We start from the raw sequence: 25,668 nt of genomic DNA on the forward strand, positions 1-25,668 counted from the left end.
TCTTGCGGTAGATCTGTTGTTGACTAGCCTTAAGTATCTAATAAGAAAAGGAATAAAACAGTTTCTATTTGAAAAAGGCTAGCTCAGATCTATGTATGTAGAAAAACAACTTAGAGAAGGACTGCTATTGCAAGGTTTGCAGATACTTGTTGCAGAAAACGACCTAAATCATCAAGAGTTACTTACTTTTATCCTAGAAGCAGACGGTGCTTTTGTGATTCTGGTCAATTCTATTGAAGAAGCCATGGAGGCTTTATCACTTCAACCTCCAGATACTATACTTGCTAGCACTAATATGCTAGAAGACTCTCAACTCTTAGCAAAAGTAAAACATCAAGCTTTCGCAACAGGAAAAGAAATTTTGACGGTTGCTTTAGTGGATACGAGCAGAAGTGCTAATCCTATAAGATTTTTAGAAATGGGTTGTCAAACTTACATACGTATGCCGCTTGATCATAGCGAAGTTGTAAATTTAGTTGCTACTCATACACACAGCTATTAATTACCGCCAGCTAAAGGTAACAACAGGCGGCTAACTACCCGATTGTCAGGTAACTGATAAAAATCCAGCTCTCCGCCTAATTCCTGCATCAGATTTTGGCAAATCACCATATGTGAAGCTGGGGGATGGTCAAGTATAGAGGGAGCAAGCACATCCTTGGGTGCATCATGGTGCAACTGTGCTAATAGCTGTGATTCAATTTGACCACTGTCTGTGATCGATAGTTCCAGCGATCGCTCATCCAAGCGGCGACACCAGACGTCGATTCTACCCCCATCTTGAGAGCGTTGACACGCAGCAACCAACAATTCGTGGAGAACTAATTCAATTTTGACTATATCACCCGCGATCGCCATTGCGGATTGAGAACTGGCATTAGCAACTCCTTTGAGCAAAGCAGCGCCCTTTGGGGATTCTTGCTCATCAATCCCTTGCCCTAAGCCATGCACACCAATCCACAATTTATGCTGTTTAAGTAAATTTTCCACTCTTTCGAGCGATCGCTTCAGCAAACTAGCTATGGGCATCGTTTCCCAGCTCATATGTAATTGCCACTGCTCAAGTTTTAACAACCCACTCATGGAAGTAGTTATTTGATCTAACTGTCGTAGTAATAGCTGGTAGCGCATCTGCGTAAGTTCATTAGCAGGAATACCCAAATCATGTATTTGGCTAAGTGACAACGCCATGATTCTTTGAATTTCCTCTAAGCGGCGATTTTTGTACCAGTTGAGTTGGCGTAGTTCTTCTGTTGTAGAATCTAAAAGTTGAGTGATTTGCTTTTGACGACGCCACCAGGCTAATTGAGAAATCAGAGTTGCTGTAGCATTGAGGTTTGCTTCTAACCAACGATGTTCCCGAGAGTCTGCCAACACAACTATACCCGTAGGTTGATAATCAGTAGCAGCATGTAAAGCCATCACCAAAATTTGACCAGTTGCAGAACCCTTCAACCATTTTCTTGTTTCTAGAGGTAAATCCTCTGCCTTCAAAATTAAATAACCCTCTGTAGCCAACGCCCACTGAATTAAAGCCTCAGCCTGGATGGGAACAGATGCTTCTACAACAATCTCAAACTGACTATTGGCAATTACCCCTGGAATAATTTTTGCCCAACGCTCACCAGGCGACCAAGATAACATAACTGCTAAAGGACAGCCCAAAACAGTTGATATTTGTTCTAGCGCAGTGTGTTCTAGATATTCTTCTTCTGTCTTGGATTTGCTATTTTGAGCTTTGACCAACATGTGTAGACATTGCTCGAATGTTTGAGAAATTGTTTGCTGCTGCTGGGTAAGATTGTGCAGTTGCCATTGACGAACAATCACACCAACCTGTTGACTAACAACCCAAAGTAATTCTTTTTCTAAAGTTGTCCAAGAACGATGGGTTTCGTGAGTAATAATCAACAATGCTGCTGTTGTTTGACCTTGAGCGCATTTACAAATTAATAGCGATCGCACTCCATTTTCTAATAAGAAAGGACGCCAATTAAAAAAGCGCAAATCTTCGTCTAAGTTCTCTACCTCTACTGCAATTGTTGCAGACTGTAACAACTGCTGATCCATTTCTCGTAGAGGATTGAGGGTAAATGTTAAAGACCGACGATTTTGAGGTTGACTTTGGTAAGTAAATTGATAATTGTTTTGCTCAGGGTCATATTGCAATAGCAAAAAGCGAGTTGCTCCTAGTCGAGCTAAAACTTTTTTCGCACAGTTATATAAGGCTTGGTTCAAGTCATGCTCACTATAGATACCTTGAGCAATTTGGCTAGTTAATTGAGCATCTTCTTGAATCTGTTTGATAGTATTTTCTGTGCTTTCGATGGGGGCTACTAAAGAAACTAAGCCAGCAGCACCTTGAACAAAACTTTTTTCTACCTCAGCCCAAATTCGAGGTTCATTACTTTCCACCGCCAAAAATCCCAGCAGATTCTTTTGACAGATAATCGGAGCAGCTAAGAGCGATCGCACTCGCAAGCGTTGCAGTAATTTGGCTGTAAAATGGCTTTTTAAGGAACTACGTGCCTCACCAATCACCACAATTTGGTTGACTGACAAAGCATAGTAAAACTCACTCAAATCCTGTACAGTCATTCCCGCAGCTGCTGGTTCAGTGCTATAGTCACGACCCATTTTGATCAGTTGATTGCTCATCCGACACCAAAAGTAGCGCCCTTCCCGCTCAAACCAGTAGATATTTGTGCGATTGGGAGAGATAAATTGATGAGTTGCTTCTACAACTGCTTTGAGTTTTTGTTCTAAATTATTGAGGGTGCGTAAATTTTCCAATAATCCCAGCAATGGCCCATCGGATCGTTTGATTTGCTTGTGTTGCAAATCAATTTCCTGCTGGTAAAGCACTGCTGCCAATTCACCCAAAACCATCATCAGACAAGCTCTAGTATCCGCTGGCAGCAAGTAGCCCCAACGTTCTGAACCCAGCAACAGTAAACCTAACAAGCGGTCTCGATGCCGAATTGGTAAGATAATTGCCCCTTGAATTTGGTTTTTTTCAGCAACTTTTTGCCATTGGGCAGCACGCATTTCCACTCGCAAGTCGGCAACACCCAAGGGACGCTGTTCGACTACTACCTGTTCTAATAAATCCCCAGGATTGAGAACAAAGCGTTTTCTTAAAAAATTCTTGTCACTATCAGGTGTAACGCCTCCTTTACCAAACAAGATGTGATCTAGGCGATCGTATAAAGAAATCCAAATTAATTTATAGTTAAACTGCTCTTTAATATAAGCAATAGTAGTCTCAATCAGAACCTCAACATTATCCTCTTCCCTGAGACTCTGAAGGACGCGCCCCAAGGAAATGATCTGCTGTTCGTCGGCGGCTATGAGTTTTTGCGGCTGCCTCATCTGATTATTGGTAACATAACTTGTAATATCTAAGATGCCCAGAAAAGCATCCTGACTAATAAGCGATCGCATCTTGCGTAAAGATTCTGCCATCAGCACGACGAATTGAGAAACCTCAACCGTACGCTGCATTTGAATTGTTAGACCGCGCTGGGGCCTTAACGAAGAGGAAGATATTGCACTTGTCCTTCCCATTCGCCCTCAAAGCTTCCCTCCGTGAGCAACAAGATCTCTTCGCTAGCTACCCCAACTGGAACGCTGCGACTAATCTCAAATACTCCTGGCATTTCTAACCCTGCCTGTACACGCTCATAAGCATAACGGGTCATTGTTTCTACATCATGAGTCAACAGAACCCGACCCTGTTGTGCTGCCCATTCCAGAATGACTCTATCATCAGTTCTGGACAGACCTACATCTTGAACTTTGACATATCAATCCCAGGTCTTCGTCGAAGAATACCCCGAACAATTTGGTTGTTAAAGTTCTCGTCCGCTAAAAGACGCAGCATTTCAACTCTGTCTTTGATGGTTAAGTCTCGCCATCAGCCGTTCGCGTATCCCAATTGGGTTGAAACGATGCTCATTTTCTTGACGAACTTGAGCGGCACGCTCTTGTCGAATTTTTAGATAAGTATCAACTTCGGTCTTTCGCCGAAGGTAGTAACCAATCACCGAGTACACATCCGCAAGTTGAAGAGATGGATATTGCTCGACAATCTCTTCTGCTGTGGCACCTTCCGAGAAGGCAGCAACCACAGTATCCAATGTAACGCGAGTTTTTCCGACAAGAACCACGCCATCTTCATTCAGCTTCAGAGGAGTAGGCTCAGTCACAATTGCTAGTGTCATAAGCACCACCAAGTTCGCTAGTTTCATAGTAGCAGTCCTTTGTAGGACTCAGGGCATAATGACAACTAACAACTGACAACTAACAAATGGATATTTATCAATTTGCCATTCGTCCACTGTTATTCAATCTAGTAAAAGTAGATCCAGAGTGGTTACAACAACAGACGATTCGTAGTTTTAGCTGGTTATCCCAAACAAGCAACCGCCCCCCTGGTAGTTTGGTAAACCAACGCCTCAAGGAATCTCTATGTTTTGATGACCAACGTTTGACACAAACTTTGTTTGGGTTAAACTTTTCTAATCCTGTAGGGTTAGCAGCCGGTTTTGATAAAGATGGAATTGCTGCTAGCATTTGGTCTAGTCTGGGTTTTGGCTTTGCGGAATTAGGGACTGTAACTTTTCACGCCCAGCCAGGAAATCCCCGCCCCCGATTGTTTCGCCTACCCATGGATCAAGCTGCACTCAATCGCATGGGTTTTAATAATTGTGGTGCAGCAGCAATGGCATCAGGTTTAGCCAAAACTAAGCAAGAGTTGACCTTATCAATACCCATAGGGATAAATTTGGGTAAATCTAAGGTAACTCCTCTAGAAGCAGCCGCACAGGATTATCTTGATAGTTTTCGCTTACTCAAGGATTTGGGAGACTATTTTGTCGTCAATGTCTCCTCTCCCAATACACCTGGATTGCGATCGCTCCAAGATGCTACTATGCTCAGCGGCATCTTGAATGTATTACAGCAAGAAAACACTACACAAAAGCCTGTTTTTGTCAAGATAGCACCAGATTTAACATGGGAAGCGATCGCCGACATTATTGCATTAGCTCAAACCTACCAACTAGCAGGAATCATCGCTACTAACACTACTATTAGCAGGCAAGGATTGAAAACACAGGTGATCAACCAAACTGGTAAATCACCTGAATTAGAAGCTGGTGGAATTAGCGGTGCGCCATTGCGCGATCGTTCCACAGAAATCATTCGGTTTATTTGGCAGCAAACTCAGGGACAAATGCCAATCATTGGCGTTGGTGGCATCTTTTCCCCTGAAGATGCTTGGGAAAAAATTACCGCTGGTGCTAGTCTCATCCAGGTCTACACAGGCTGGATTTATGAAGGCCCACTAATGGTACGCCGGATTCTGGCTGGTTTACTTTCTCACCTAGAACAAAGCGGATTAACTACCATCTCTGAAGCTGTGGGCTTACAAGCGAAAATTCTCCATTAGCCTTGTTTTTCTTCTATGGGAAAAAATTCCCTAGTTTTTTCCGAATATGACCAAGCAATACCATCGGGGTCACGGCTACGACTCCACTCAGGAAATTCTGGATCATTTCGCCGTTTATAAACTGTACTGGAATAAACATTCAGCCGTTTAGCAAGTTCTGATTGAATCAGAGAGCCAAAAATGAGTTGTTTTTCCAGTAGTGGATGTTTTGCTTCTACGTGAGTTATTGGTGATGATTCGGTTTCTGGTTGTTCCTCCTGTAAGACTGGTGGTGGAGCTAAAAGCGATCGCGCCGTTTTAGTAACTCGCTGAGCAGGAAGTTCTCTAACAGGCTCGCTACTGTCTAGAATATTGCCCAGAATACTAGCAGTTATGAAGTAGTAAGACTGATTCCCATCTTCTGAGTTGAGTACACTAGCTCCAAATTCCGCAGCTTTACTATCTAAGTAGCGTTTTGCCTTTGCTCCAGGAAAATTGCCCTGAATTGCCAAGTCCATTGGCGTTAGTCTGCCCTGATTTTGCTGCACTAACTGATTAAAAATCGGGTTAACCTGCTGACACCATTTCTGCCACTGATACACCTGCCAAACATTGAAGGCAATAAGCAACAGAACTAGTGCTAACAAAAATCTCCAGGTGGAAATTAGGAAAATAATCAAAAACGATATAGGCAAAAGCAGAACGAGAAAAGCTTTGCCGTTACCTTCTAGTTGTTTTTCACTCATGCTGATTTTTGCCAAGTGAATTTTAGGAAAATGATAATATCATCTTGGCAAAAATTGTGACATTTTTTGTATCTTTTGGCAAAGTTGCGGCAAAATATCTGGAAACAATGATTATTTTTTAAGTTATTTATATTACATATTTTATCTAAGTGATAGTATTTAAAAATTTGCTATCAGATTTTTTACCAGTAAAAATAGGGTTTTTAATCCTAAGCCACTAGTAGCCTTAAAAACATAATGTATTTAAAAATACAAAAAATACTTTTGCCTCACCATGAAAGCGAATAGGGAAAACTAGATTGCCCTTTAGATATGTTTTAGCTTATTGCCAAGAGTCTGCGACCTAACTACTTGGCTTAATCATCGAAGAGTTTAAAACTCAAGCAAGAACTTTTCATTACCCACTTGACATTAGATAATACAGATACTACATTAATAATACAAGCTGATTTCCCCCCAGGAGTCACCTTTCACTAGTAGCGGATAGCTCAAATAACAGAGTGCCCACTTTGCCTGTAAGGGCCGACATATCGAGGGTTATCGAATGCAAATCAACCATCCTTGATTAACTTCTGGAGATGCAGGTGCAAATCCTGCTTCGCTACTCCCAATAAAATTACTAAGTTTTAAGTTTAAAGTATCCTTTGTTCATCTTTTGCCTGAAAAGGCCGAGGAATTAAGGGTTATCGCGGTTAGCTTAGTTAAGACTGAATGCAGATATTCAGTAAAAATACTTGAGGCAAAACTTAAATACAAAGTCCAAAATTATACATGTGGCGGGTAGCTCAGTGGTAGAGCGCTTATATCCTTGTTCGCTCCTTGCCTGCAAAGGCCGAAGAATAAGGGTTATCGAATAGGGTTCGAGAGGTCGCGGGTTCAAGTCCCGCCCCGCTACACCAAAATTAGTCCAACGAAATCTCAATTTGAAATTTTTTCATGTGGCAGGTAGTTCAGTGGTAGAACGCCTAAAACATCCTTGTTCACCCCTTGCCTGAAAAGGCCGCAGAATTAGGGTTATCGCCTCTTAAGCGGGTTGTCGCAGGTTCAAATCCTGCCCTGCCACCTTCCATTTTTGCCCGAAAGGGCCGGGAGATGAAGTCATGAATTATAATTTTTTTACTAAAAACAAAACAACTACACCACAAACTCAACCCATCCCCGGACGAGAAGCAGAAATGATCAAAGGGCGTTCCGGTGGTTGGATGTTTGATGCTGGTATTTGGAAAATGCTGCGCCGTTGCCTATTGGTTGGCACAGCCAAAAGTACTTACTATGCTGGCAAACAGGAATTAACAGAGGATTTTGTAGCAGTTGTTAGACAAGCTATTGCTGAAGATCCGAGCCGTGTTGCTGAAGAAATTCTCTATGCTAGCGATGGACGCGCCATCAACAACAGTGCGCCGATTCTCGCTTTGGTGCTGCTATCAATGGGTGAAGCAAAAGCAGCCAAAACAGCTTTTGGCGAAATCTTTCCGCAAGTTATCCGCACTGGTAGCCACTTCTACGAATGGCTTAACTATACTAAATCCTTGCGAGGATTTGGCAAAGTAGTGCGGGAAGCTGGCAAAAGTTGGCTATCGCGGGAAGATGTCAAGGGTTTGGCTTATCAACTGTTGAAATATCAACAACGTCAAGGTTTCTCTCACAGAGATGCTTTGCGATTATTTCACGTCAAACCACCTACAGAAAATCATCGTCAACTGTATGAGTGGGTAGTAAAAGGTTGGGAAGAACTACCAACACAAATCCCCTCAGAAGCGTTGACACAGATTTGGTGGTATGAATGGCTGAAGCGAAATCCCACCCAAACCCATCAAGCCATTGCTCAAGCACGCCTAACTCACGAAATGGCTGCCCCTGTAGGCAAGATGGACAAGCAAGCTTGGCAGTTGCTATTTGGTGAAATGCCGATAGGGGCAATGCTGCGTAACCTGGGGTCACTAACCGAATTGGGTGTGTTGCGTGCTGACGAACTTGCTAACCTGATGCGAGTTGAAGCGGTTCTCAACAACAAGGAACATCTGCGTAAAGGTCGTATCCATCCGATTGATGTTTTGAAAGCACTCAAAACTTATCAATCTGGAGGTAGATTAGGACGTAGTAAGAAGACTTGGAACCCAGTTCCTCGAATTGTAGACATCTTAGAAAAGGCGGTTGAATTGTCTTTTGATGTGGTGGAACCCACAGGTAAGGTGTTCATGCACGCCGTCGATGTTTCTGGTTCTATGGGCAGCCTGGTTGCAGATATGGAACTGAGTTGCTGTGAAATTGCCACCACGATGGCATTAGTCACAGCCAAGGCAGAGAAAAACTATATGATTCGCGGTTTTGCTAGCGAATTCCGGGAGTTAAATATTACTGCCAAAGATAGTTTCAGTTCTGCGGTTCGCAAAGCTAGTAACCAAAACTTCGGTGGCACGGATGCATCTGTAGCTTATGACTGGATGATCAAGAACAAGTTTAAGGCAGATGTGGTTTGCTTTTGGACTGACTCTGAGAGTTGGGCTGGATATAAACATCCTGCTCAAGCACTAGCGGAGTATCGCAAAAAGGTGAATCCCAATGCGAAAGCTGTGTATGTCACCTTGACACCTTATCAAATTACCTTGGTAGATCCTCAAGATCTGCTGTCTTGGGATTTGGCTGGGTTTGATCCTGGAATACCTCGCGTTATTCAGATGCTGGCTACAGGTGATTTGTAAACACGCTATTTAGAGACGCACTATGGTGCGTCTCTAAATTACGAATTACGCCTAATGTGAATTAAAAACTTTTTGGCGGGTTATCCTGATTCGCAACTTGCCTTTTAGGGACGAAGAATTTAGGATTATCGGTTAACGTCTCCACCATCTCTGGGGACTAGCGGGTTCAATTCCCGCACCCGCCTTGATGAAAATGGGGAGTAGGGAGTAGGGAGTAGGGAGTAGGGAGTGGGGAGTGGGGAAGAAATATTTTCATTCCCTGGTGATGATATTGTGATAAGAGTTGGTTACTATAACCGCAAAGATGCGAAGGACGAGGAAAAATATGAGTCTGGTATGGCAGGCTGATTTTTACAAGCGTCCCCAAGCAAATATTAATGAGCAAGTTGTCTGGGAGTTGTTGATTTGTGACGCAACTCGCAGTTTTAAATATGTAGCTACTTGTCCTCAGTCGGCAGCGAATTCGAGTTGGGTTGCTGCTCAATTTGAGTTAGCTGCTGGGGAAAAGTTACCAGATGTGATTCAGGTATTTCGTCCTCAATCATTGAGTTTGATTGATTTAGCTTGTCGCAGTTTGGGAATTAATGTCGAACCCACTCGCCGCACTTTGGCATTAAAGCAGTGGTTGCAGGAAAAGCAATATCCTCTAATTTTAGATCAGCCACCGCCTGTACCATTGCCAGAAAATTTATGGGGAGAACAATGGCGATTTGCAACTTTAACTGCTGGTGATGTGGAAACAGCATTTAGCGATCGCCCTATTCCTATTTTGCACATCCCAGAGTTCCTCAAACCAATTAATCTGGGTTTGGCTTCAACAGTATCTGTCCCTGGCGTAGTTATCTATGGTGGCAAACAATCGATGCAATTAGCACGATGGTTACAGCGAGTTAATCCTGTAGCGTTAAATTATATCGCTGGCACACCAGATGGCTTGATTTTAGCAGCTGGTTTGGTAGATAGATGGATTGTAGCCACATTTGCAGATCCAGAAGTTGCAGCCGCAGCTCAAGTTTATCAACAGCGTAAACAACTAAGTCAAGGATTACACTTTTTGTTAGTGCAACCCGATGATTCTGGTATGACTTACAGCGGCTTTTGGTTGTTGCAAGCAGAAGATTAAGAAAGTAATATTTGACCAAATAAGGCAAAAGTAAACGGAGAATGCTTGATGCAATTTGCAACTGAGCAAGAAATTAAAAACTACATTGAAAGTAAAATAACTCAATCTTTACCAAATGGTTGGGTAGCCAACTTTCGGATACAACCTTGCAACATTTATCCTACTGTTCTGCAACGCCTATTTATTTAACCCGTGCTTGCTTCACCATTGCAATTAGAGTTTGGTGAGCATCTTCGGCATCTGCTAAAACATGATCAAATGGAATGCGAATCGGCACAGTTTCGCTATTTAACTGTGCTGTTAAATTCATCCCTTCAGCATCAATTGATTCCATTTGAGCTGCGATCGCATCTGCCATACCACCAAAAGCTTTAGCATATAAAACCACAGCATCAGCATGATCTTCATTCATATGTTTGCAAATACGTGAGCTAATTTCAGCAGAGAAAATTTCATACATGACGATACTGACTTTAAATAATACAGTAATTGACTAAATTTTAAGCCTATTACTAATTCCTAAACAAGTCAAACGAGCATAATTTCCCAAATTAACTTACTTGCACTTTTTGATACACAGTACAAAATTAATGAACATTTGCTAACTAAAAATTTCTTGTTAAGATATAAAAATATACTTAAATTAAAATAAAATCTCTCCGATATTTCTGCTTTTTGCTTTGCGGAAATCAAATGGTTTAAGGTGTAGCAAAAGTATTAGTCAAAGTTATTATAAGCTACGAAACAATGAGCGAAACTAGCCTCCGTCGAATTGTCATTGGGGATGTGCATGGGCACTACGAAGGGCTAATGAATTTGTTGGAGGCGATCGCCCCCACCTCAAACGATCAAGTTTATTTTTTGGGAGACTTGATTGATCGTGGCCCTCATAGTTCACAAGTAGTGGATTTTGTCAAGCAAAATAATTACTTTTGTTTGCTAGGGAATCATGAGCAAATGTTATTAGATATTTTGACTAACAAAAGCATCTCCTCTCTAGCAATGCAAGCGTGGCTGTACAGTGGAGGGCAAGCAACCTTAGCCAGCTATCACGAATCTACAATTTCCCCAGAACATCTTGATTGGTTCAAAGCTTTGCCCACATATCTCGATTTGGGAGATATTTGGTTAACTCATGCTGGTGTTGACCCCACCAAATCGGTAGCAGAACAAACTGCTGATCAACTGTGCTGGATACGTGATGAATTTCACAGCATGGAACAGCCTTACTTTTTAGATAAGTTGATTATTATTGGTCATACCATTACCTTTACTCTACCGGGCGTTACTCCTGGTAAATTGGCACAAGGAGAAGGGTGGCTAGGTATAGATACTGGTGCTTATCATCACCGTAGTGGCTGGTTGACTGGATTGGACACCACAAACAATTTAGTTTATCAAGTTAACGTTCATAAAAACCAACTCCGCATCCTGCCTTTAGAAGAGGCGGTAATTAGCATTGATCCTACCAAAATAAAAGGTACTCGCCGCAATAAGCAGCGAGCATGAAAAATAATTCGCGATACTTCGGCTTGTTTTGCCTTTTTTCTGAACAAAATAGCAGGGTTGGAATTGAGATTAAGACCTTGCCAATGAACGAATATTAGCTCTGTAAGCATTGCCATCCAACCCATAACTTCCATAGTTACTTTGGTTGTTAATTGAACGTTTGAGGGCACTGATGCGATCGCTAGTTGCGGGGTGTGTACTCAAAAATGCAGGGCCAGAACCACCTTTGAGCAGCTTTTGCATAAAGGAAACCATGCCAGAAGGGGCATAACCAGTACGTATTAAAGTTCTTAACCCTCTGCGATCAGCATCAAATTCATCTTGACGACTGCGAGGGCGATTTAATGCTAGTTCTACACCAATCCCCACCGCTGTGTTGCGATCCAAACCGGCGGCTGTAGCTACACCACTGGCGATCGCTTTTTGCCGCATCTGATTAACCAAGTGTTTACCGCCAATGTGACCAATTTCATGGGCGATGACGCTTGCCAGTTCCGCCTCATTATCTGCGGTTTTCAGCAAACCCGTGTGGACGTAGACATAACCCCCCAATGTAGCAAAGGCATTCACAGCATTATTATCAACTACCTGGAAGGTGTAAGGCAGGTTGGGGCGATCGCTATATCTTACCAATCGCTGACCAATTTGTTCTACATAGCGATTAATCTCAGGATTGTCGTAAAGTCGAACTTGACTACTCAATATTTGCTGATTTATTTGCTTGCCAAGATCAACTTCCTGGCGAGCAGATATATTAGAAAGTTGAAATACCTGCACTCCTTGGAACAGAAGAGGCAATAAATCTATGGCTCTTCCTGGTAAGGGCGCAGTCAGAGATACACTCAGGGCGACAACCACCGAAATTAACGGATAAAACCAGCGTCGTCGCCATCCGCTGTAATTTACAGAAAAACCTTTCCAGTGCATCATAATTCAGTCTGAAGATAATTTCGGGAAAATATACAATGACCAAACAAGTTACCAGACGAACTTAGAACTTTTCAAGTTGCATTATCTCCTTAGTACTAAGGATAAACTCTGTAGTTGTTGATTGTAACCCCACTCCCTACTCTCAGACTAATTTGCCTGTAACGGAGCATTCAAGATTTTCTCAATGCGATCGCGGGTTTCTAGCAAGTGCGCTTTGGTATACTCATCACTGGAATTCGCCTGTTTGAGTTTCTCATCTAGTTGTTTTAGTTTATACCATGCTAATGTTCGGGCATCTTCGGGTACACGTTCCTTTCGCAGCACCATCGCTGTCAAGATGTCAAGATATTCGCGCTGTAAGCCTCGCCGCAAACTAGCAATTTTCAATGGTTGACTTTTGGGTTTGAGTACTTCCGTCCAAATACCTGATTGTAAAGTATCAAATAACTCAGGTAAAGTCAGTGCTTGTCCTTCTGGAGTTTTGAGTTCAATATCCTTGAGTCGAGAGAGGCGATCGCTCGATAATAAATCTCGCAACACCAAACTCTGCATTAACAACACCAAGTCATGAATGGGATAATCTAAACGACCAATGCGAGGATAACTACCCCAGTGTCGCCAACGAGAAGGTGCTAATTTATTCAGCAGGTCTGGCGAGAAATTTAATGCGTCTTCGGCAAACACATATTTGTGCAGGGTTTCTAACGCTTGCCGTTGCTGCTTAACTGGCACTGGTTGAAATGGTAATCGCTGTTGACCAGAATTGCTAGATGATTTATCACTCACATTCACACGGTAAAAAGACTGTCCCCCAATGTATTTACTTGTGTAGTAAACCTGCTGAAAATAATTACCTAAGACTGTACTAAAGCGTTCGCTCAAATCGCTATAACCTTCTCCATCTTTGGGATAGCGCCTATTAAGCCGCTGCCACATCACACGCGAGTTATCTAGCTGCCATTGAGAATAAAGCAGCACATCACCACTATTATCCCAAGCATCGGCAGTGGGATCGAGGTCATACACATCCTCATCTGTGGAATAACTTAACTCAGGCTTGTAGGATTGTTGCGCGATTTCTTCTAAAACAGGCTTTTCTAATTGAGGTGATGCTGCTTGAATTGTTGTGTAGCCGTACTTAATCGCCCAATCATCATAGGGCCCCACTATGCTGGGAAAATAATCTCCTTGCTTGATACCTTGAGGGGCGATATTTGGGGGTATGTAGTCCATCACCGATGCAGACAAACCTCTGGCACGGGTGATTTCTTTATTATTCATCTCCTCTGGTGACAGCATGGTACTACCACGGAAATTGTGGCGTAACCCAAGGGTATGTCCAACTTCATGAGCGATGATTAAACGTAAATATTGATGGATATACTCTTTTTCTTGTTCTGGAGTGGGTGCATTGTCTTGCAACAGTGCCATAGTCAAGGAACCAAGGGCAAACTGGTTAGCGGCTTCCATGCCGTAGCATAAATCATACTCCCCTGCCAATTTAGATAACCGATTAGACAGTCCTTGCTGCCATTGTGGCTGTTGAGAGACCCCGTTTTCTTTGGCATCTAAACCATTAGCGCAAAGCAGGCGATTCTGCATTAATGCTGTTAAGGAAGTGCGGGTTTGGGTTTGGGTTTGAGTTTGGGTTTGGCTGGGTTGGACGATTTTATGATACTCACTCTTGAGCGCCCTAACAAAACTGGCGTCTACGAGAATGTCTGCATCCAAAATTTCCCCCGTTAACGGATTAACACGGGATGGCCCCATAGCAAAATATCCATCTACTGTATTAATCCAGCGAATTGTGTTGTAGCGGATGTCGGCGGGATCCCATGTGGCATCATCTGGCATTTGGCGGACTTCAATCGCATCCTTAAATCCTGCCTTGAGAAAGGCTTTATTCCACATCAACACGCCTTCTTTAATGGCATCGCGGTACTCAAAGGGGACAGCGTTATCAATCCAGAAAACAATCGGTTTTTTGGGAGGAGAAACTGCTGCTTTGGGGTCTTGTTTTTCTAAATCCCAACGATTGATATAGCGGACAAAAGGATCATTGCGATCGTCTTTGGATAAGTCTTGGTAAGCAGTGATGAAATAACCAACACGTTCATCAGCCAAACGCGGTCTATAATTTTTGTCAGGTAGTTGTGAGAGACTGTAGTGGACGCGCAGGGTAAAGCCACGGTTGTCTGGTAGGGCTGCAAAGTTTAACTTTTCATTCTCGCTACTGCTACTAATGAAATTCAAAACCGACTCGATTTCTAAATTTTGAGGAAAAGCTTTAGCATTACCAAAATAGGACTGGTCTGTATTTGCAGAAACACCCAAACTCGTAGATAATCCTGCTAAGTCTGTGAGTAGCAAATCGCTCAAATCAATGAGCATAGTTTTGCGTTGCGGGTGAATGCTTTTAATGGCAATAGTGTAGAGAATAGAGTCACTAAAAGATCGGGCAAGCGATCGCGCTTGAGGATCGCCCTCACGTGTGCGAAAATTGACATTGCGAATCACAAAATGTAACTTATCATCAACTCGCTGAAAATAAAATAAAAAATCTTGTAGAGGCATTCCACTATAAATGCCCCGTTCACCAATGCCAGATTCTAACGTTGCCGTAGCTAGGTAATTTTTATTTAATTGTTCTGGCTTAATTTCTAAATAAATTTTATTCTTCTCTTTATTACGATAAAGCGTGAACAGCCCTCCCATTTTGCCGGTGTCTTTTATAACATCATCAAATGGTTCCAAATCATCTTTTTTGTCTGGTTTAGCGTTAGTATTAGGCTTAGGATTAGGTTTTTCTGGCGTTTTTTGCACTTGCAAAAATGGTTGTTGCCCTGCTTTTTTAGGGTCGTCAACCACCCAAACAAAGGGTTGATGTTGCACCCCTTTGTTCTGATTAATTACCCAAACTTGTTTCGATAGTAACTTAGTTTTTTTTAATGACTTAGCTTTCTCTGTACTTGAGTTTGCCGAAAACTGATTTACTTGATTGTCGCTAGACAAATTTTTCTCTAATCCACCAAGAGGTAGTGACCTAGCACTAGCAGTTGTTACTCCTAATAACAAACTATGTAACAAAATTATATAAAAAGCTAATCTGCTCATTCAATCCATCCCTGATAACTATCTCTAGTTAATTTCTAATTTTCGCCAGCTTACCTGGCTTGCCTTCTTCCGAACGGTCTAATCTCAAAAATATCTTAGTTACTTAGGATCAAGCAACTAAGCTAAAAGTTTAGTGATGATTGCTAAACTTTTAGATTTATTTAATGTTTAACTGTAGTATTTTTCCTAATAAATACCTTTGTTGTAAACAGTACGTATTATTTTGACATTAGACTCGTGGAAAACGCTGAAAAAAAATATAACAACTTAGTCAAAATACTAAAGTCTAGCTAAAAATGAAAAAGTTTTCCAGATAACACTTTAGATTTGGGAGTAAAAAAACTTAAAACTCTTTTAAGTTAGTGTTTGCTGATGCACTCTATTTTTTAGATAGTAGTATTTGTCTATACTAATCGGACTTTTCACAAAGAGGTAGGTTGATTAAAAAAAAACTTTAGCTAAAATTTATAATTTCAGTAACTGTTTAGCATCAAAAGTTACTAAAACAATATTAATTTATGCACGTCTTAACAAAAGCATAAGTAGTTTAACAAAAATATTGAATTTTCTCAAAATAATTTATAAGCCCAGTTGGTGAGGGTGTAGAGGTGCAAGGATGTTGGTTACTGAGCAAAGTCGTACCCCTACGTTTAAGCAAGCTATGTGTAGCGTTTCGCAGAGAAGTAGAGGTATAGAGGAAGGAAAAGAGTTTCTTTCATTGATAACGGGCGATGCGCTGTCAGTCGTGTAGTTTCAAGAAACTAGCAGTGATCAGATCCCCGACTTTTTGTAGACACCTGGAAGGTGGCTTCACAAAGGGTAAAAGTCGGAGATCTAGCGGTTTTTCAAGGGTAGGTTCTTAATCAGGGGATCTAGCAGCCCGAAGCGTTGCCTATTCCCTTTCATCGCCTCCCGTTCCGGGTAGGTGAGAGCCTTCTTTTTGATTCAGCTAAAGAATTTGTGTTTAATGCTACCTTTTGACCTGTGCTTAACAGGTGCTGCTTTTGAGTATACTCATGCAGTTTGACTTGAGCTTGAGCATAGACTGGAGTATTTTTAGGAACTTGGCGAAGAAATTTAATCGCACTATCAAAGTTGCCAATAGATGCTTGATTATTAGCTTTGTGTAAAAAATAGGCTGCTCTAATCTGCCGCTTTTGATTATACTCAGACAATTTTTGTTGAACTAAAGCGCCAGCAGAACTTTCTGGGGGAATTTGACGCAGATATTCTAAGGCAACAGAAAAATCTCTGACTTTGGCTTTTGCATAAGCTTTTGCTAATAAATCTTGCGTCTGTACTTCAATATTGATATATGTTTGCTTAACCAGTTTTTCTGTTTTAGATTGCCAGTATAAAATATCAGGTACTTTAGCAGCCGTATGTAGTACATCTGACCATCTACTTTCATTAAAAGCTTGTTCGGCTATTTGATATTGTTTAAGAGCAAGTTGCCATTGCTGCTGCCATTCTTCGATGGTGGCTTGTGCTTCTGGATAAACATCGCTATGAGAAGGTATTGATTTTACTAAAGCGATCGCCTCTTGTAAATCTCCCCCCTGATATTCTTTTGTTGCTTGATATAAAGTTTCTGTTTCTGAGTATATTGGTGAATTATTAATTAAAGAATATACACTAATTCCCATCAACAAAGAATTAGCCGCCAATCCTACTGTCATGCCTGTAAGCAATGGAGATGATTGCCCTGATGCGGGATGCTGATCAAAACTACTCTTATCAGCTGCTGTTTCTAGAGAAGCTTGATTCTGCACCTCGGTAATTTGCAGTTGCTGATCCCATCTCATTTGCTTGAGTATCCGCAGTACCTCAGCCGCAGACTGAAAGCGAGTTTGGTAATCGTAGCGGATCATTTGACTGAGAATAACTGCTAAATAATCGCTGACTGGCGTGTTTTGAGAACGCCAGATCATCTCATTAGTATCTAGATCTACTTGCAATTGCAACGGTTCAATACCTGTTAAAGCTTGGATAGCAATCATACCCAAAGCATATATATCACTGTTGGGTTGCGTCTTACCAATAAATTGCTCTGGTGGTATGTACCCCAACGAAGTTACAGGAATCTTATAAATAGGTAATTCTGTATCAATACCAAAATTAATTGGCTGGATTGAGCCAAAGTCAATTAGAACTAACTTGCGATCTTGACTACGTCTAATTAAGTTTTCTGGTTGAACATCGCAATGAATCACACCTTGAGAGTGAACAAATTCGAGAATGCCTAAAGCATCTTCTAGGAAGTCCACAACTTCGCTTTCACTCCACAGACTTCCCCATTGTTGATTGATTGGTAATTCTGCACTCAGCCAATGTCCTTCGATCAACTCTTGCACTAGATAGAATTGTCCATTTTCTTCAAAGCAAGTCAGGAGTTCGGGAATTTGGTGATGGCGTCCCAAACGCTTGAGGGTTTCAGTCTCAGTAAGAAAACGTAATCTCAAAGTATCCAAATAGTTAGATTGAATACTATTAACCTTAAGTTGCTTAACAACGCATTTAGGATTGGCTGGGTAATTTATATCTACCGCAATGTATGCTTGTCCAAACACACCCGCGCTGAGGCTTTGGACAATTTGGTAACGCCCTTGCAGTAATTTACCGATCATGTGTTGGTTCATGAGTTGGTTACTGAGTATATCATTATATAAGTTTCCTGACATTACCTACTGTTTCCGGAATGCCTGTAAAATACTTCACCATAGCTTTGATTGCTAAAATTCAAAATTAGTTTCTTAAGTATTTTTTCTTAATATAAAAAAGCTTTGACTGTTATGATATGTTGTCGAACCTGTAATAAATACAAAAAAGAGTTTCCTCAGTGTAGAGAAGAAACTCTTTGTGTATTTAGATTCTTTTAAACAGTGGCACACTACCAAGTGTGCCTTTTTTTAGCAATGAAATTATGCTGTTTTAGAAGCTTGCTTTTTACGCTTGAGCCAGAAGCCCATAGCGCCAGCAACGGCTGTACCACCGATGGTGAAAGGTTCGGGAACGGGTTCGCCCGATGCCGACGAGGTAACCGAAGCTAGAGCGATCGCTCCAGCAGTTGACGCACCAGTACTGAAAGAGTAAGAATTGTATGAGAAGAATCCAGCACCTGTACCTGTTCCACTAAAACCTTCTTGGAACTGTAATCCCAAGTTAGCAGATTGAAGCGCACCACCTGCTGTGCTGACATCTCCAAATCTGAGGCTATTGCTCACCAAAGAGCCAGTGGAAAAAACATCAGGCAGACTATTAGAGAATGTCTTCACCAGGTCGCCAGAAGAATTCAATAATTTCACAGTCCAGCTTTTCAAAGAACTGCTTGGATCTGCATCTTTATCTAGTGTGAAAGTTCCTTCTAAAGAACCTCCTCCCAAGTCAGTACTGAGGCCAGTAGAAGCTGGGAGAGCTTCAGGTGCGAATGTTCCAGCAAGGTTGTAAGTTTTTAATGTAACGGCACTAGCGGGAGCATTTCCCACAGCAGCAAACATCGCAACACCAACTGCTGCGGTGGCAGTGGCTTGCGTTAACCTTTTCAAAAGTGCGGTACTAAACATTGGTCTGGTTTCTCCAACAATAAAATTCAACAAGTTGATTAGATCTTTTACAAAGGTCTGCGAAAGCTGCCCTCCCGCCAAGACAAAACCTGGCACATACACCCCTGAAGGCGTGTCTTACCACGATTTGATGTAGACTAAAAATTTTAAACTTTCAGTCGGTTTTAATGGCATTGAGCTTTTAAGTCTCGGAAAGAATTTGTCAGGTGAGTTGTGTATCGCTGCCAAAAGTTTGTTTCGGTGTGTAGACGGGAAGTGGCTTGTCACTGGACACCGCTTACATAGCTCAACCCATGCTTGTATGAATACACGTATATCAACTCTTGGTATATAAAGCTTTACAGTAGTAACGCATTTGGCAAAAGTACATACACTCAAGTACTCTACCCTTCACATTCTTAATCAACCCCCTGCTAACCGAGACTTACTATTGATTTTTTACACACAAATACATACTGACAGTAGTCAACTAAAAGAGCAATAATAATCCGAGTTCTTCATGAAAAAATTACATTGCTTTCTGACATCACCTGATTAAAAATTCAAAATTTAAGTTGCGCTTCTAGGGCATCAAGGTACAACTCAAAATCAAAACTAAAGACGTTTCAAACAGGGACTGTTACCCTGCCTGAAACTGATGCTGTGTACAGACTTAGAAGTTTTAAACCCTTTAGTTGAGGATAACAAACTCACAACAAAGGTATTTAAAGAAATGTTTCCGGTGATGTAACTTAGTAAAAAGTTTACAATCTACGTTTTGGATTGGTTATTCTTATGTAGAAAATTAATATTTATTTTTACACGTATAGCAGATAAACTGTTATTTACAATACAAGCACCAGAGGTAAGATATTTGTTTGCTCAAAGACTTAAATAGATCTATCTTCTGAATGTAAACTTTGCCAGCTATACCAGTGACGCACTGCTAGCCAAATAGCACAAAGAAGACCTGCTAAGCTGAGGGTAAGACCGCTGAATGGAACCAGCAATCCAAAGACGGGTAGCACTGCACCAGCAATAGTACAGATCATCACAGCCAAGGAAGCACGACGATTTGATCCTAATCCCCATGACAGGGCTAGTAAGATGATGGAAATCATTGTCCAAGCTAATGGGGCATTGATTAATCGGCTCAGATAAGTCAAACTCAATAAACAAGCAAAGAATATACCTCCAGCGATCGCCACATTTTTAAGATTCATTGGTAGCGACAAGTACAATAGAAGTATCCACCACAAAAATAATGCGGGTGCTAGCAATAAAAGCCGAGGGATTATCCCTGTGTCACGAATGGGAGTAGTATTAGTAAACACTCCAAAGGGATTTTTGACAGAAACGTTATCATCAAACACCCAAGTAAATTGAGTGCTGCGTCCATCACCTTTAATCTCACTGGGTACAATTCCACTAGCAAAATCGGCTGGTGCAAAATTGGCAATTGCCGTCAGGCGAAAGTTAGAAAGTAATTGTCCTGCTGCATTGTAAACCCAGCGTGGCCCGCCTTGAGCTTGATAGGTGACTTGAAAGCTAGTTTCTTGCCCCGGTTGTAAGCGGAAAGGAAAACCATAGTCTCCGGGATTGGTTTGTTGTAGCCTAGTTTTATCACGCTCTACTTTGTAGCTAGCTAGTAGCGAGTAGCCATTAGGTGGTGGGACTTCAAAGAAAAAATTAGTAATATCGCGGAGTTGGTTAACAACTTTATATTCGGCAGTATAGTCGATGCGGTAAATAGAAGCTCGATTTTGCACATCTATACTTTGGTCAAGCTTGACTTGAATTTGCGAACCAGCCAGCGTCAAGTAACGGGTAACGTCTCGCGTATCATTTACTTTAACTAGCTTGCCATTAACTTGAGTGTTATATGTATACGCCTCTTGAGTAACGTAGCGTACTTGAGGTACAAACTGTTCCAACCTCTCACCAGCAACACTTTCAGCAACTTGAGTCACTTTTGCCTGTTCCCAGTTGTGGTAGCGATTGCTTAAAGTTGAACAAAGAAAGAATCCCGGCACTAATAGAATTAGTATTAAAGTCAAATGCTGCAATCCCCGCAACAGCTGCGAATAACGAATTGCCCACTCGCCAATAAACACCTCCTGTTCCGGTTGATGGCGACGTAGAGAAAAACTTATCAGAGCGATCGCAACTCCTAAAGCGAGGACTAAAAATACTAGTAATAGAGAACCCTTAAGTACTTGATCTCCAAATTGTAATAATTCGGTTGGATGTGTCAAATCTGGCACACCAGGAATGCCTTGAGCAGTGTCTGACATTGGCGGTTTTTGTATAATTTGTAGGCTCAGACCAATAATAACTCTTGACATACTCCCCCGAATCCACTTCGTTAAATTCGGGGATTCTAGGCTCAAACAGCAATTGCAGGCATAGCCCGACTGACATCACCCTACGGGTTCAAAATCGCTCTTTGAGGGTTTCCCTCAAGACCGCGTTTTTCACCTAACCTAACAGTCGATGCCCCGACTGCACAAATATTGCGACTAGCGTTCTCATCCCTTCCATTAACTGATTGACAGGACGGGCAACGCCACTCTCTAATGGACAAATCTAAACTTTCTAAAACATGACCGCAACTAGAACAAGTCTTAGTAGATGGATACCACTGATCCACGAATACCACTTGTTTATGTTTCTTCTTGGCAACCCATTCTAGAATTTGTAGAAACTCACCAAAGGCTAAATCTGAAACCTTGCGTCCCCAAAGACGATGCATTCCTTTGAGATTAAGTGTCTCAAAGCACAACACATCAAACCTTGAGGTAAGTTCATTGTCCGGATAATCGCTTACGATAAAAGTGGTGAGTGCAAATATGAGCAATGCCGAAACGAATTAGTGTAGCCGCACATCTGAGTCCAGAAGAGCTAGAAAAAAGTTACCGTCAAGCTAAAGATGGGATAGAAAGCCGTTAGTATCAGATTATCTGGTTATTAGCACAAGGAAGAAAAACCGAAGAAGTAGAGGAAATCACAGGCTACAGTAGGACATGGATGTACGCATTGGTAAAAAGATACAACGAGTTGGGCGTAGAAGGATTAGGCGATCGCAGACGGTTAAACCAAGGAACACAACCACTAGTAGATAATATTTGCAATCGCGGTGGCACGACCAATACCCGAACTTGCGCCTGTCACAATTGCAACCTTACCAGCCATTGAACTCATACTTTGCGCTCCTGAGTTACAGCACTTTGAAATTACTCTCTAGATTCTAGTTCAGCTAGCTTTCAAACTTGTGGACAATTCTTACTGGATTTTATCGGAATCTTGCTCTGCCACCGATTGTCTCAATCGATGATTTTCAAAAACCGTCCTTACCGATAACCGAAGCCGCATAACGTTCCCAATCACCCGCCGCAGATAACCTTGAACGCTTACAGATAACCCTCGCGGTCGGGTGCATTGGGGTTGTTATGTTGCCGTCACAGCCAGCACATTGGCTATTCTTCGCCTTCTTCAGGATCGGTTTCTTCAAATCCTAACCAGAAAAGCAGCACATCCTCAACTTCTACCATTTGCTCGGATGTCAAACTGCCCAACTTGCGTAAAAGCTTTGCATAAGGAATTGTGATTACGTTTTGTACGTCAAAGGCTCCTTCTCGAAGAAACTTAATTTTGATTTGCACCTCAAACCTTGAACCGCGTAGACTTGTTGTGTGCGGAATTAGAGTCGCTAATGCACGATCTTGATTAAGAGCAGGAATACTGATTACCAAACATGGTCTGACTTTCGCTACATAACCCAGATCAACTAGCCAAACTTCACCCCGCTCAGGGCTACTCATACAGGGATTCCTGCTCATCCAATTCTAGAAAAAGTTCCTCAGCGTTCAGAACTAAATCTTCATCAGATAATGGTGGAAAATCTAGATAAACTGTCCGCTTCAGAATCTCTAATACCAAATCTAACCGTTCTGAGTCTGTCAAGCGGTCGAAGGTATCTAAAAGTTTTTGTACTAAAGCAGTCATAGCCGTTTCCTTATACCTGCTGATAGCATAACACGGGCTTAGCAGGCATCTCAGCCATCGCTTGACAACGCCAATAAATTCTGGATGTAGGTTTGAAACCCTCCTAAACCGCCATCATCATCCCAACGTTGTCTAAAAGTGGGCAAGCTCGTTTAAACAGATCAGAAACTTTAAATTGTGAATACGCCCACGCACCATCACCACGCCTCACGTTTTTAGTCCACTTCAGACCTTGTAAATCCATGTCAATTGTTCCAGTAAAAATTGAAAAGATTTTTTGGCAACTAAAACTATTGCTTAGGCTCTAGCTGTAGGTACCTCACCAATAGTCTTGAAATGCGTCCTCACCGAAAACTGAGGCGACATAACGGTGAAGTTGTGCGGCGGCAGATAACCTCGAACGCTCACCGATAACCTTCGTTCCGTCCGCACCAACGCATTGTTAGACCGCCGCCAACTACTCTCGATCAAGCCAGTATTGTGGTCTACGCTTGTGGTGCGCCACTGCCAAAATACGAATCTGATCATTTTCCAACATACGATACAGCAAAGAGTAGGGGAACTTGGGTAAAGTTAGACGACGCACAGAACCTCGAACTTTGGAACCTGCTTCAGGGTATCGTGTGAGGAAGTTGACTGCGTGTTCTACTTCTTCTAGGTACTCTAGCCCAAGCCCAAGTCTTTGCTCCTCGTAATAGGTCGCGGCATCAAGCAACTCTTGTTCTGCTAGTGGATGAAATACAACGTTTCTCATTGCAAAGACGCACGAATTCGCTGAAACACTTGTTGAGCAGGAACTCCGACAGTTTGCCCATCATCCATTGCCTGATCGCGTAGTTCAGCTTCCTCAGCCCAGACAGATGCGACTTCTCGATCAATTTCATTGCTTTGACCCAAATGCTCCAAGAGCCGAGCTAATAATGTTGCTTGAGAGTCTCTCGGAAGCGAAAGGACTTCAGCCTCAAGATTTTCAAGTGTCATGGCTATTATAGGGATTTGATAATGAACTGCATCCATTGTACTTTGGACTCAAGGATTATGTGTAATTAGCCGAGATACTGATGCTAAGAGGTTTTCAAATTCGCCGATTAAATTCCCACACATAGGTTCCTTGAGAGTGCAGTGTCCCCAAGTCTCCTTCTACCAACATCCCATAAATTTTGGAACCCACACCAAATTCCTCACGGCTTCCATCAGGAAATTCAAAAGTCGCGTAGTAATAGGTAGAAGATCCACTTTTCCCACCTGAGATGTCCAAACGCTTGCCAACAACGCGGGCTTCTCTGGCAAGGCTAGGTGAGGAAGCATTGCGGATGAAAGTTGTGATTAAGGAAACTATTATCAGAATAAAGATTCCTACAATTTCCGAACAATAGGAAGGTAAAAAGAAAATGAATAAGCCTTGCTCCTGCCAACGTGCCCACTGTTGACGCACCAACAGACTGGTATGGAGAGAGCCATTGTCCTGGACAACAACCGTGAGACGACCCGTTTGAGCCAAGGTTTGGGCAGCTTTGTCTGCCAGCCAATCGATCACCTGAATGTAACTCTCGCCCTTGAAACCACCTTGCGCTAAGGCATACTCAAACCGTTCTCCCGGTTGCCACAGTCTCAATATGCTAATCCGGTTGCCATAACGATTGGAGGTTTGTTCCATCCGCTTCTGCACGCCTGTTCGACTATAGCTATAACTCACTGGACTCCAGAGGCAGAACCCGGCTTCATCGAGATACTTGAGTTCAAAGACTATTGTAGGTACGGGGTTCGTGCTCTAAACAGTCCGTCAGATACTCCAAATCTGAGGCTTGCCACTTTGGTTTTGCTCCTCGTCCTGGGGCTTCCCACAGACCGCCTAAACCCCCTTCCTCCCAGCGTCTTTGGGTGGATTATCCCTGATTTCAATTACCCTTTCCTTACCAATGTTTTTGTCATTGATCAATCCAATCTCGTGTAGGTGGATGAGGGTGCGCTTGATTTGTTCAAGTTGAGTTTTACGACGTGAGATTACCTGGTTATGGAGTTCGGCTACTCGCGCTTTTCTTTCCTCCCAAGTTTCAAGGTCAAGATTTAACTGGTCAACTAAAGCGGCGATCGCATCGATTTTGGTTTCGATACCATCTTGAACACCCATAAGTTCTTGTACGAGTTGTTCTACCTTACCGTCTTCTCCTAACTCGCTTGCTTCTTCTATCTGTGACCAAAGTTTAGCAGCATCTAGGCTTAACTCTTTGAGTGTGAGTTGATTGATTTCGCGTTCAATTGCTTGAGTCATGATTTACTTTTGATATAAAAAACTAGTAGCAAGTAACTACTACTAGTTATTGACTAAGAAGAGTTGATGCTTGAAGATTGAATTTAGTACCCGTACCGTAAGTGATAGTAGTCTGACTTTTCTTGTGCCAATTCTGCTTCGTAGTCGTAGTAATCTGCCTCGTTTAAGAAGGTGCTGACTTGCTGCGCTTGTAATGTGGGCTTTGGTGATTTTTGGTCGTTTTTCGGGTTAGAAACAGTGTAAGGATTCAGGTCTAATAGTTAGGAAGTAGAGACGGGCGAGACTGATAATTAA

At 42.1% G+C, this 25,668-nt stretch carries 22 protein-coding genes, 2 tRNA genes and 2 pseudogenes; 9 read left to right on the plus strand and 17 right to left on the minus strand.

The features are described 5' to 3' along the window. Positions 1-91: 91 nt before the first annotated feature. The gene (locus AC5JMF_RS33155; protein ID WP_495799949.1) at positions 92-502 is read left to right on the plus strand and encodes a response regulator; all 411 of its coding nucleotides are present in this window, start codon (positions 92-94) and stop codon (positions 500-502) included. Here the strand turns inward: AC5JMF_RS33155 and AC5JMF_RS33160 are convergent. The 3 genes from AC5JMF_RS33160 to AC5JMF_RS33170 form a co-directional block, all read right to left on the minus strand. Beyond that, positions 499-3,372, minus strand: a complete 2,874-nt coding sequence (locus AC5JMF_RS33160; protein WP_495799973.1) for a GAF domain-containing protein — start codon at positions 3,370-3,372, stop codon at positions 499-501. The genes AC5JMF_RS33155 and AC5JMF_RS33160 overlap by 4 nt on opposite strands. 158 nt (positions 3,373-3,530) lie before the next feature. Beyond that, complete coding sequence (locus AC5JMF_RS33165) at positions 3,531-3,701, minus strand: hypothetical protein (RefSeq protein WP_495799950.1); 171 nt, start codon at positions 3,699-3,701, stop codon at positions 3,531-3,533. A 183-nt stretch (positions 3,702-3,884) separates the two neighbouring features. Next, positions 3,885-4,208, minus strand: coding sequence for a DUF433 domain-containing protein (locus AC5JMF_RS33170; protein ID WP_495799951.1), 324 nt, complete (start codon positions 4,206-4,208; stop codon positions 3,885-3,887). Between the two features lie 101 nt (positions 4,209-4,309). Between AC5JMF_RS33170 and AC5JMF_RS33175 the strand changes: the two genes are divergently transcribed. Further along, on the plus strand, positions 4,310-5,452 hold the full coding sequence (locus AC5JMF_RS33175; protein WP_495799952.1) for a quinone-dependent dihydroorotate dehydrogenase: 1,143 nt from the start codon (positions 4,310-4,312) through the stop codon (positions 5,450-5,452). On the opposite strand, the gene AC5JMF_RS33180 is transcribed toward AC5JMF_RS33175, so the two are convergent. Beyond that, a complete protein-coding gene (locus AC5JMF_RS33180) occupies positions 5,449-6,177 on the minus strand; it encodes a hypothetical protein (protein WP_495799953.1) in 729 nt (242 codons plus the stop codon). The two genes, AC5JMF_RS33175 and AC5JMF_RS33180, sit on opposite strands and share 4 nt — an antisense overlap. A 773-nt stretch (positions 6,178-6,950) precedes the next feature. Between AC5JMF_RS33180 and AC5JMF_RS33185 the strand changes: the two genes are divergently transcribed. The 5 genes from AC5JMF_RS33185 (at position 6,951) to AC5JMF_RS33205 (ending at position 10,191) form a co-directional block, all read left to right on the plus strand. Then, a tRNA-OTHER gene (locus AC5JMF_RS33185) sits at positions 6,951-7,076 on the plus strand. Positions 7,077-7,116: 40 nt separating this feature from the next. Further along, positions 7,117-7,240: transfer RNA gene (locus AC5JMF_RS33190), tRNA-OTHER, on the plus strand. Positions 7,241-7,277: 37 nt separating this feature from the next. Beyond that, the gene (locus AC5JMF_RS33195) at positions 7,278-8,879 is read left to right on the plus strand and encodes a TROVE domain-containing protein (RefSeq protein ID WP_495799954.1); all 1,602 of its coding nucleotides are present in this window, start codon (positions 7,278-7,280) and stop codon (positions 8,877-8,879) included. A 325-nt stretch (positions 8,880-9,204) separates the two neighbouring features. Further along, complete coding sequence (locus tag AC5JMF_RS33200) at positions 9,205-10,002, plus strand: Tab2/Atab2 family RNA-binding protein (RefSeq protein WP_495799955.1); 798 nt, start codon at positions 9,205-9,207, stop codon at positions 10,000-10,002. A gap of 48 nt (positions 10,003-10,050) precedes the next feature. Further along, on the plus strand, positions 10,051-10,191 hold the full coding sequence (locus tag AC5JMF_RS33205; protein ID WP_495799956.1) for a hypothetical protein: 141 nt from the start codon (positions 10,051-10,053) through the stop codon (positions 10,189-10,191). Here the strand turns inward: AC5JMF_RS33205 and AC5JMF_RS33210 are convergent. Further along, the gene (locus tag AC5JMF_RS33210) at positions 10,184-10,462 is read right to left on the minus strand and encodes a DUF2470 domain-containing protein (protein ID WP_495799957.1); all 279 of its coding nucleotides are present in this window, start codon (positions 10,460-10,462) and stop codon (positions 10,184-10,186) included. The genes AC5JMF_RS33205 and AC5JMF_RS33210 overlap by 8 nt on opposite strands. 287 nt (positions 10,463-10,749) lie before the next feature. On the opposite strand from AC5JMF_RS33210, the gene AC5JMF_RS33215 reads away from it, so the two are divergent. Further along, positions 10,750-11,511, plus strand: coding sequence for a metallophosphoesterase family protein (locus tag AC5JMF_RS33215; RefSeq protein ID WP_495799958.1), 762 nt, complete (start codon positions 10,750-10,752; stop codon positions 11,509-11,511). 69 nt (positions 11,512-11,580) lie between these two features. Here AC5JMF_RS33215 and AC5JMF_RS33220 read toward each other — a convergent pair whose 3' ends face one another. From AC5JMF_RS33220 to AC5JMF_RS33245, 6 genes and pseudogenes are all read right to left on the minus strand, one after another. Beyond that, positions 11,581-12,441: a M48 family metallopeptidase gene (locus AC5JMF_RS33220; RefSeq protein WP_495799959.1), complete on the minus strand. Its 861-nt coding sequence runs from the start codon at positions 12,439-12,441 to the stop codon at positions 11,581-11,583. A gap of 147 nt (positions 12,442-12,588) precedes the next feature. After that, the gene (locus tag AC5JMF_RS33225; protein ID WP_495799960.1) at positions 12,589-15,555 is read right to left on the minus strand and encodes a zinc-dependent metalloprotease; all 2,967 of its coding nucleotides are present in this window, start codon (positions 15,553-15,555) and stop codon (positions 12,589-12,591) included. A gap of 902 nt (positions 15,556-16,457) precedes the next feature. Then, positions 16,458-18,194, minus strand: a complete 1,737-nt coding sequence (locus AC5JMF_RS33230) for a protein kinase domain-containing protein (protein ID WP_495799961.1) — start codon at positions 18,192-18,194, stop codon at positions 16,458-16,460. A gap of 282 nt (positions 18,195-18,476) precedes the next feature. Next, positions 18,477-19,118: a PEP-CTERM sorting domain-containing protein gene (locus AC5JMF_RS33235; RefSeq protein WP_495799962.1), complete on the minus strand. Its 642-nt coding sequence runs from the start codon at positions 19,116-19,118 to the stop codon at positions 18,477-18,479. 869 nt (positions 19,119-19,987) lie between these two features. Next, entirely contained in the window at positions 19,988-21,391 is a 1,404-nt protein-coding gene (locus tag AC5JMF_RS33240) for a hypothetical protein (protein ID WP_495799963.1), read from the minus strand. Positions 21,392-21,522: 131 nt separating this feature from the next. Then, positions 21,523-21,906, minus strand: a pseudogene (locus AC5JMF_RS33245) (RNA-guided endonuclease InsQ/TnpB family protein); the annotation flags it as partial. A gap of 47 nt (positions 21,907-21,953) precedes the next feature. On the opposite strand from AC5JMF_RS33245, the pseudogene AC5JMF_RS33250 reads away from it, so the two are divergent. Beyond that, positions 21,954-22,223: pseudogene (locus AC5JMF_RS33250) on the plus strand (helix-turn-helix domain-containing protein); the annotation flags it as partial. Between the two features lie 350 nt (positions 22,224-22,573). On the opposite strand, the gene AC5JMF_RS33255 reads toward AC5JMF_RS33250, so the two are convergent. From AC5JMF_RS33255 to AC5JMF_RS33280, 6 genes are all read right to left on the minus strand, one after another. Further along, complete coding sequence (locus AC5JMF_RS33255) at positions 22,574-22,918, minus strand: type II toxin-antitoxin system PemK/MazF family toxin (protein ID WP_495799964.1); 345 nt, start codon at positions 22,916-22,918, stop codon at positions 22,574-22,576. After that, positions 22,911-23,102, minus strand: coding sequence for a hypothetical protein (locus tag AC5JMF_RS33260; RefSeq protein WP_495799965.1), 192 nt, complete (start codon positions 23,100-23,102; stop codon positions 22,911-22,913). Before AC5JMF_RS33260 ends, AC5JMF_RS33255 begins: the two co-directional genes overlap by 8 nt. Positions 23,103-23,559: 457 nt before the next feature. Then, the gene (locus AC5JMF_RS33265; RefSeq protein WP_495799966.1) at positions 23,560-23,856 is read right to left on the minus strand and encodes a type II toxin-antitoxin system RelE/ParE family toxin; all 297 of its coding nucleotides are present in this window, start codon (positions 23,854-23,856) and stop codon (positions 23,560-23,562) included. Further along, positions 23,853-24,083: an addiction module protein gene (locus AC5JMF_RS33270; RefSeq protein ID WP_495799967.1), complete on the minus strand. Its 231-nt coding sequence runs from the start codon at positions 24,081-24,083 to the stop codon at positions 23,853-23,855. The genes AC5JMF_RS33265 and AC5JMF_RS33270 overlap by 4 nt, the downstream gene beginning before the upstream one ends. A 94-nt stretch (positions 24,084-24,177) precedes the next feature. After that, the gene (locus AC5JMF_RS33275) at positions 24,178-24,852 is read right to left on the minus strand and encodes a DUF2500 family protein (protein WP_495799974.1); all 675 of its coding nucleotides are present in this window, start codon (positions 24,850-24,852) and stop codon (positions 24,178-24,180) included. Between the two features lie 102 nt (positions 24,853-24,954). Further along, entirely contained in the window at positions 24,955-25,374 is a 420-nt protein-coding gene (locus tag AC5JMF_RS33280; RefSeq protein ID WP_495799968.1) for a hypothetical protein, read from the minus strand. Positions 25,375-25,668: the final 294 nt, after the last annotated feature.

This window comes from Desmonostoc vinosum, assembly GCF_059505385.1.

What these genes read in the sequence shown, in the direction of transcription:
- AC5JMF_RS33155 (WP_495799949.1), top strand. Translation starts at nt 92, where the DNA reads ATGTATGTAGAAAAACAACTTAGAGAAGGACTGCTATTGCAAGGTTTG.
- AC5JMF_RS33160 (WP_495799973.1), bottom strand. Translation starts at nt 3,372, where the DNA reads ATGAGGCAGCCGCAAAAACTCATAGCCGCCGACGAACAGCAGATCATT.
- AC5JMF_RS33165 (WP_495799950.1), bottom strand. Translation starts at nt 3,701, where the DNA reads ATGACCCGTTATGCTTATGAGCGTGTACAGGCAGGGTTAGAAATGCCA.
- AC5JMF_RS33175 (WP_495799952.1), top strand. Translation starts at nt 4,310, where the DNA reads ATGGATATTTATCAATTTGCCATTCGTCCACTGTTATTCAATCTAGTA.
- AC5JMF_RS33180 (WP_495799953.1), bottom strand. Translation starts at nt 6,177, where the DNA reads ATGAGTGAAAAACAACTAGAAGGTAACGGCAAAGCTTTTCTCGTTCTG.
- AC5JMF_RS33195 (WP_495799954.1), top strand. Translation starts at nt 7,278, where the DNA reads ATGAATTATAATTTTTTTACTAAAAACAAAACAACTACACCACAAACT.
- AC5JMF_RS33200 (WP_495799955.1), top strand. Translation starts at nt 9,205, where the DNA reads ATGAGTCTGGTATGGCAGGCTGATTTTTACAAGCGTCCCCAAGCAAAT.
- AC5JMF_RS33205 (WP_495799956.1), top strand. Translation starts at nt 10,051, where the DNA reads ATGCAATTTGCAACTGAGCAAGAAATTAAAAACTACATTGAAAGTAAA.
- AC5JMF_RS33210 (WP_495799957.1), bottom strand. Translation starts at nt 10,462, where the DNA reads ATGTATGAAATTTTCTCTGCTGAAATTAGCTCACGTATTTGCAAACAT.
- AC5JMF_RS33215 (WP_495799958.1), top strand. Translation starts at nt 10,750, where the DNA reads ATGAGCGAAACTAGCCTCCGTCGAATTGTCATTGGGGATGTGCATGGG.
- AC5JMF_RS33220 (WP_495799959.1), bottom strand. Translation starts at nt 12,441, where the DNA reads ATGATGCACTGGAAAGGTTTTTCTGTAAATTACAGCGGATGGCGACGA.
- AC5JMF_RS33225 (WP_495799960.1), bottom strand. Translation starts at nt 15,555, where the DNA reads ATGAGCAGATTAGCTTTTTATATAATTTTGTTACATAGTTTGTTATTA.
- AC5JMF_RS33230 (WP_495799961.1), bottom strand. Translation starts at nt 18,194, where the DNA reads ATGAACCAACACATGATCGGTAAATTACTGCAAGGGCGTTACCAAATT.
- AC5JMF_RS33235 (WP_495799962.1), bottom strand. Translation starts at nt 19,118, where the DNA reads ATGTTTAGTACCGCACTTTTGAAAAGGTTAACGCAAGCCACTGCCACC.
- AC5JMF_RS33240 (WP_495799963.1), bottom strand. Translation starts at nt 21,391, where the DNA reads ATGTCAGACACTGCTCAAGGCATTCCTGGTGTGCCAGATTTGACACAT.
- AC5JMF_RS33255 (WP_495799964.1), bottom strand. Translation starts at nt 22,918, where the DNA reads ATGAGTAGCCCTGAGCGGGGTGAAGTTTGGCTAGTTGATCTGGGTTAT.
- AC5JMF_RS33260 (WP_495799965.1), bottom strand. Translation starts at nt 23,102, where the DNA reads ATGACTGCTTTAGTACAAAAACTTTTAGATACCTTCGACCGCTTGACA.
- AC5JMF_RS33265 (WP_495799966.1), bottom strand. Translation starts at nt 23,856, where the DNA reads ATGAGAAACGTTGTATTTCATCCACTAGCAGAACAAGAGTTGCTTGAT.
- AC5JMF_RS33270 (WP_495799967.1), bottom strand. Translation starts at nt 24,083, where the DNA reads ATGACACTTGAAAATCTTGAGGCTGAAGTCCTTTCGCTTCCGAGAGAC.
- AC5JMF_RS33280 (WP_495799968.1), bottom strand. Translation starts at nt 25,374, where the DNA reads ATGACTCAAGCAATTGAACGCGAAATCAATCAACTCACACTCAAAGAG.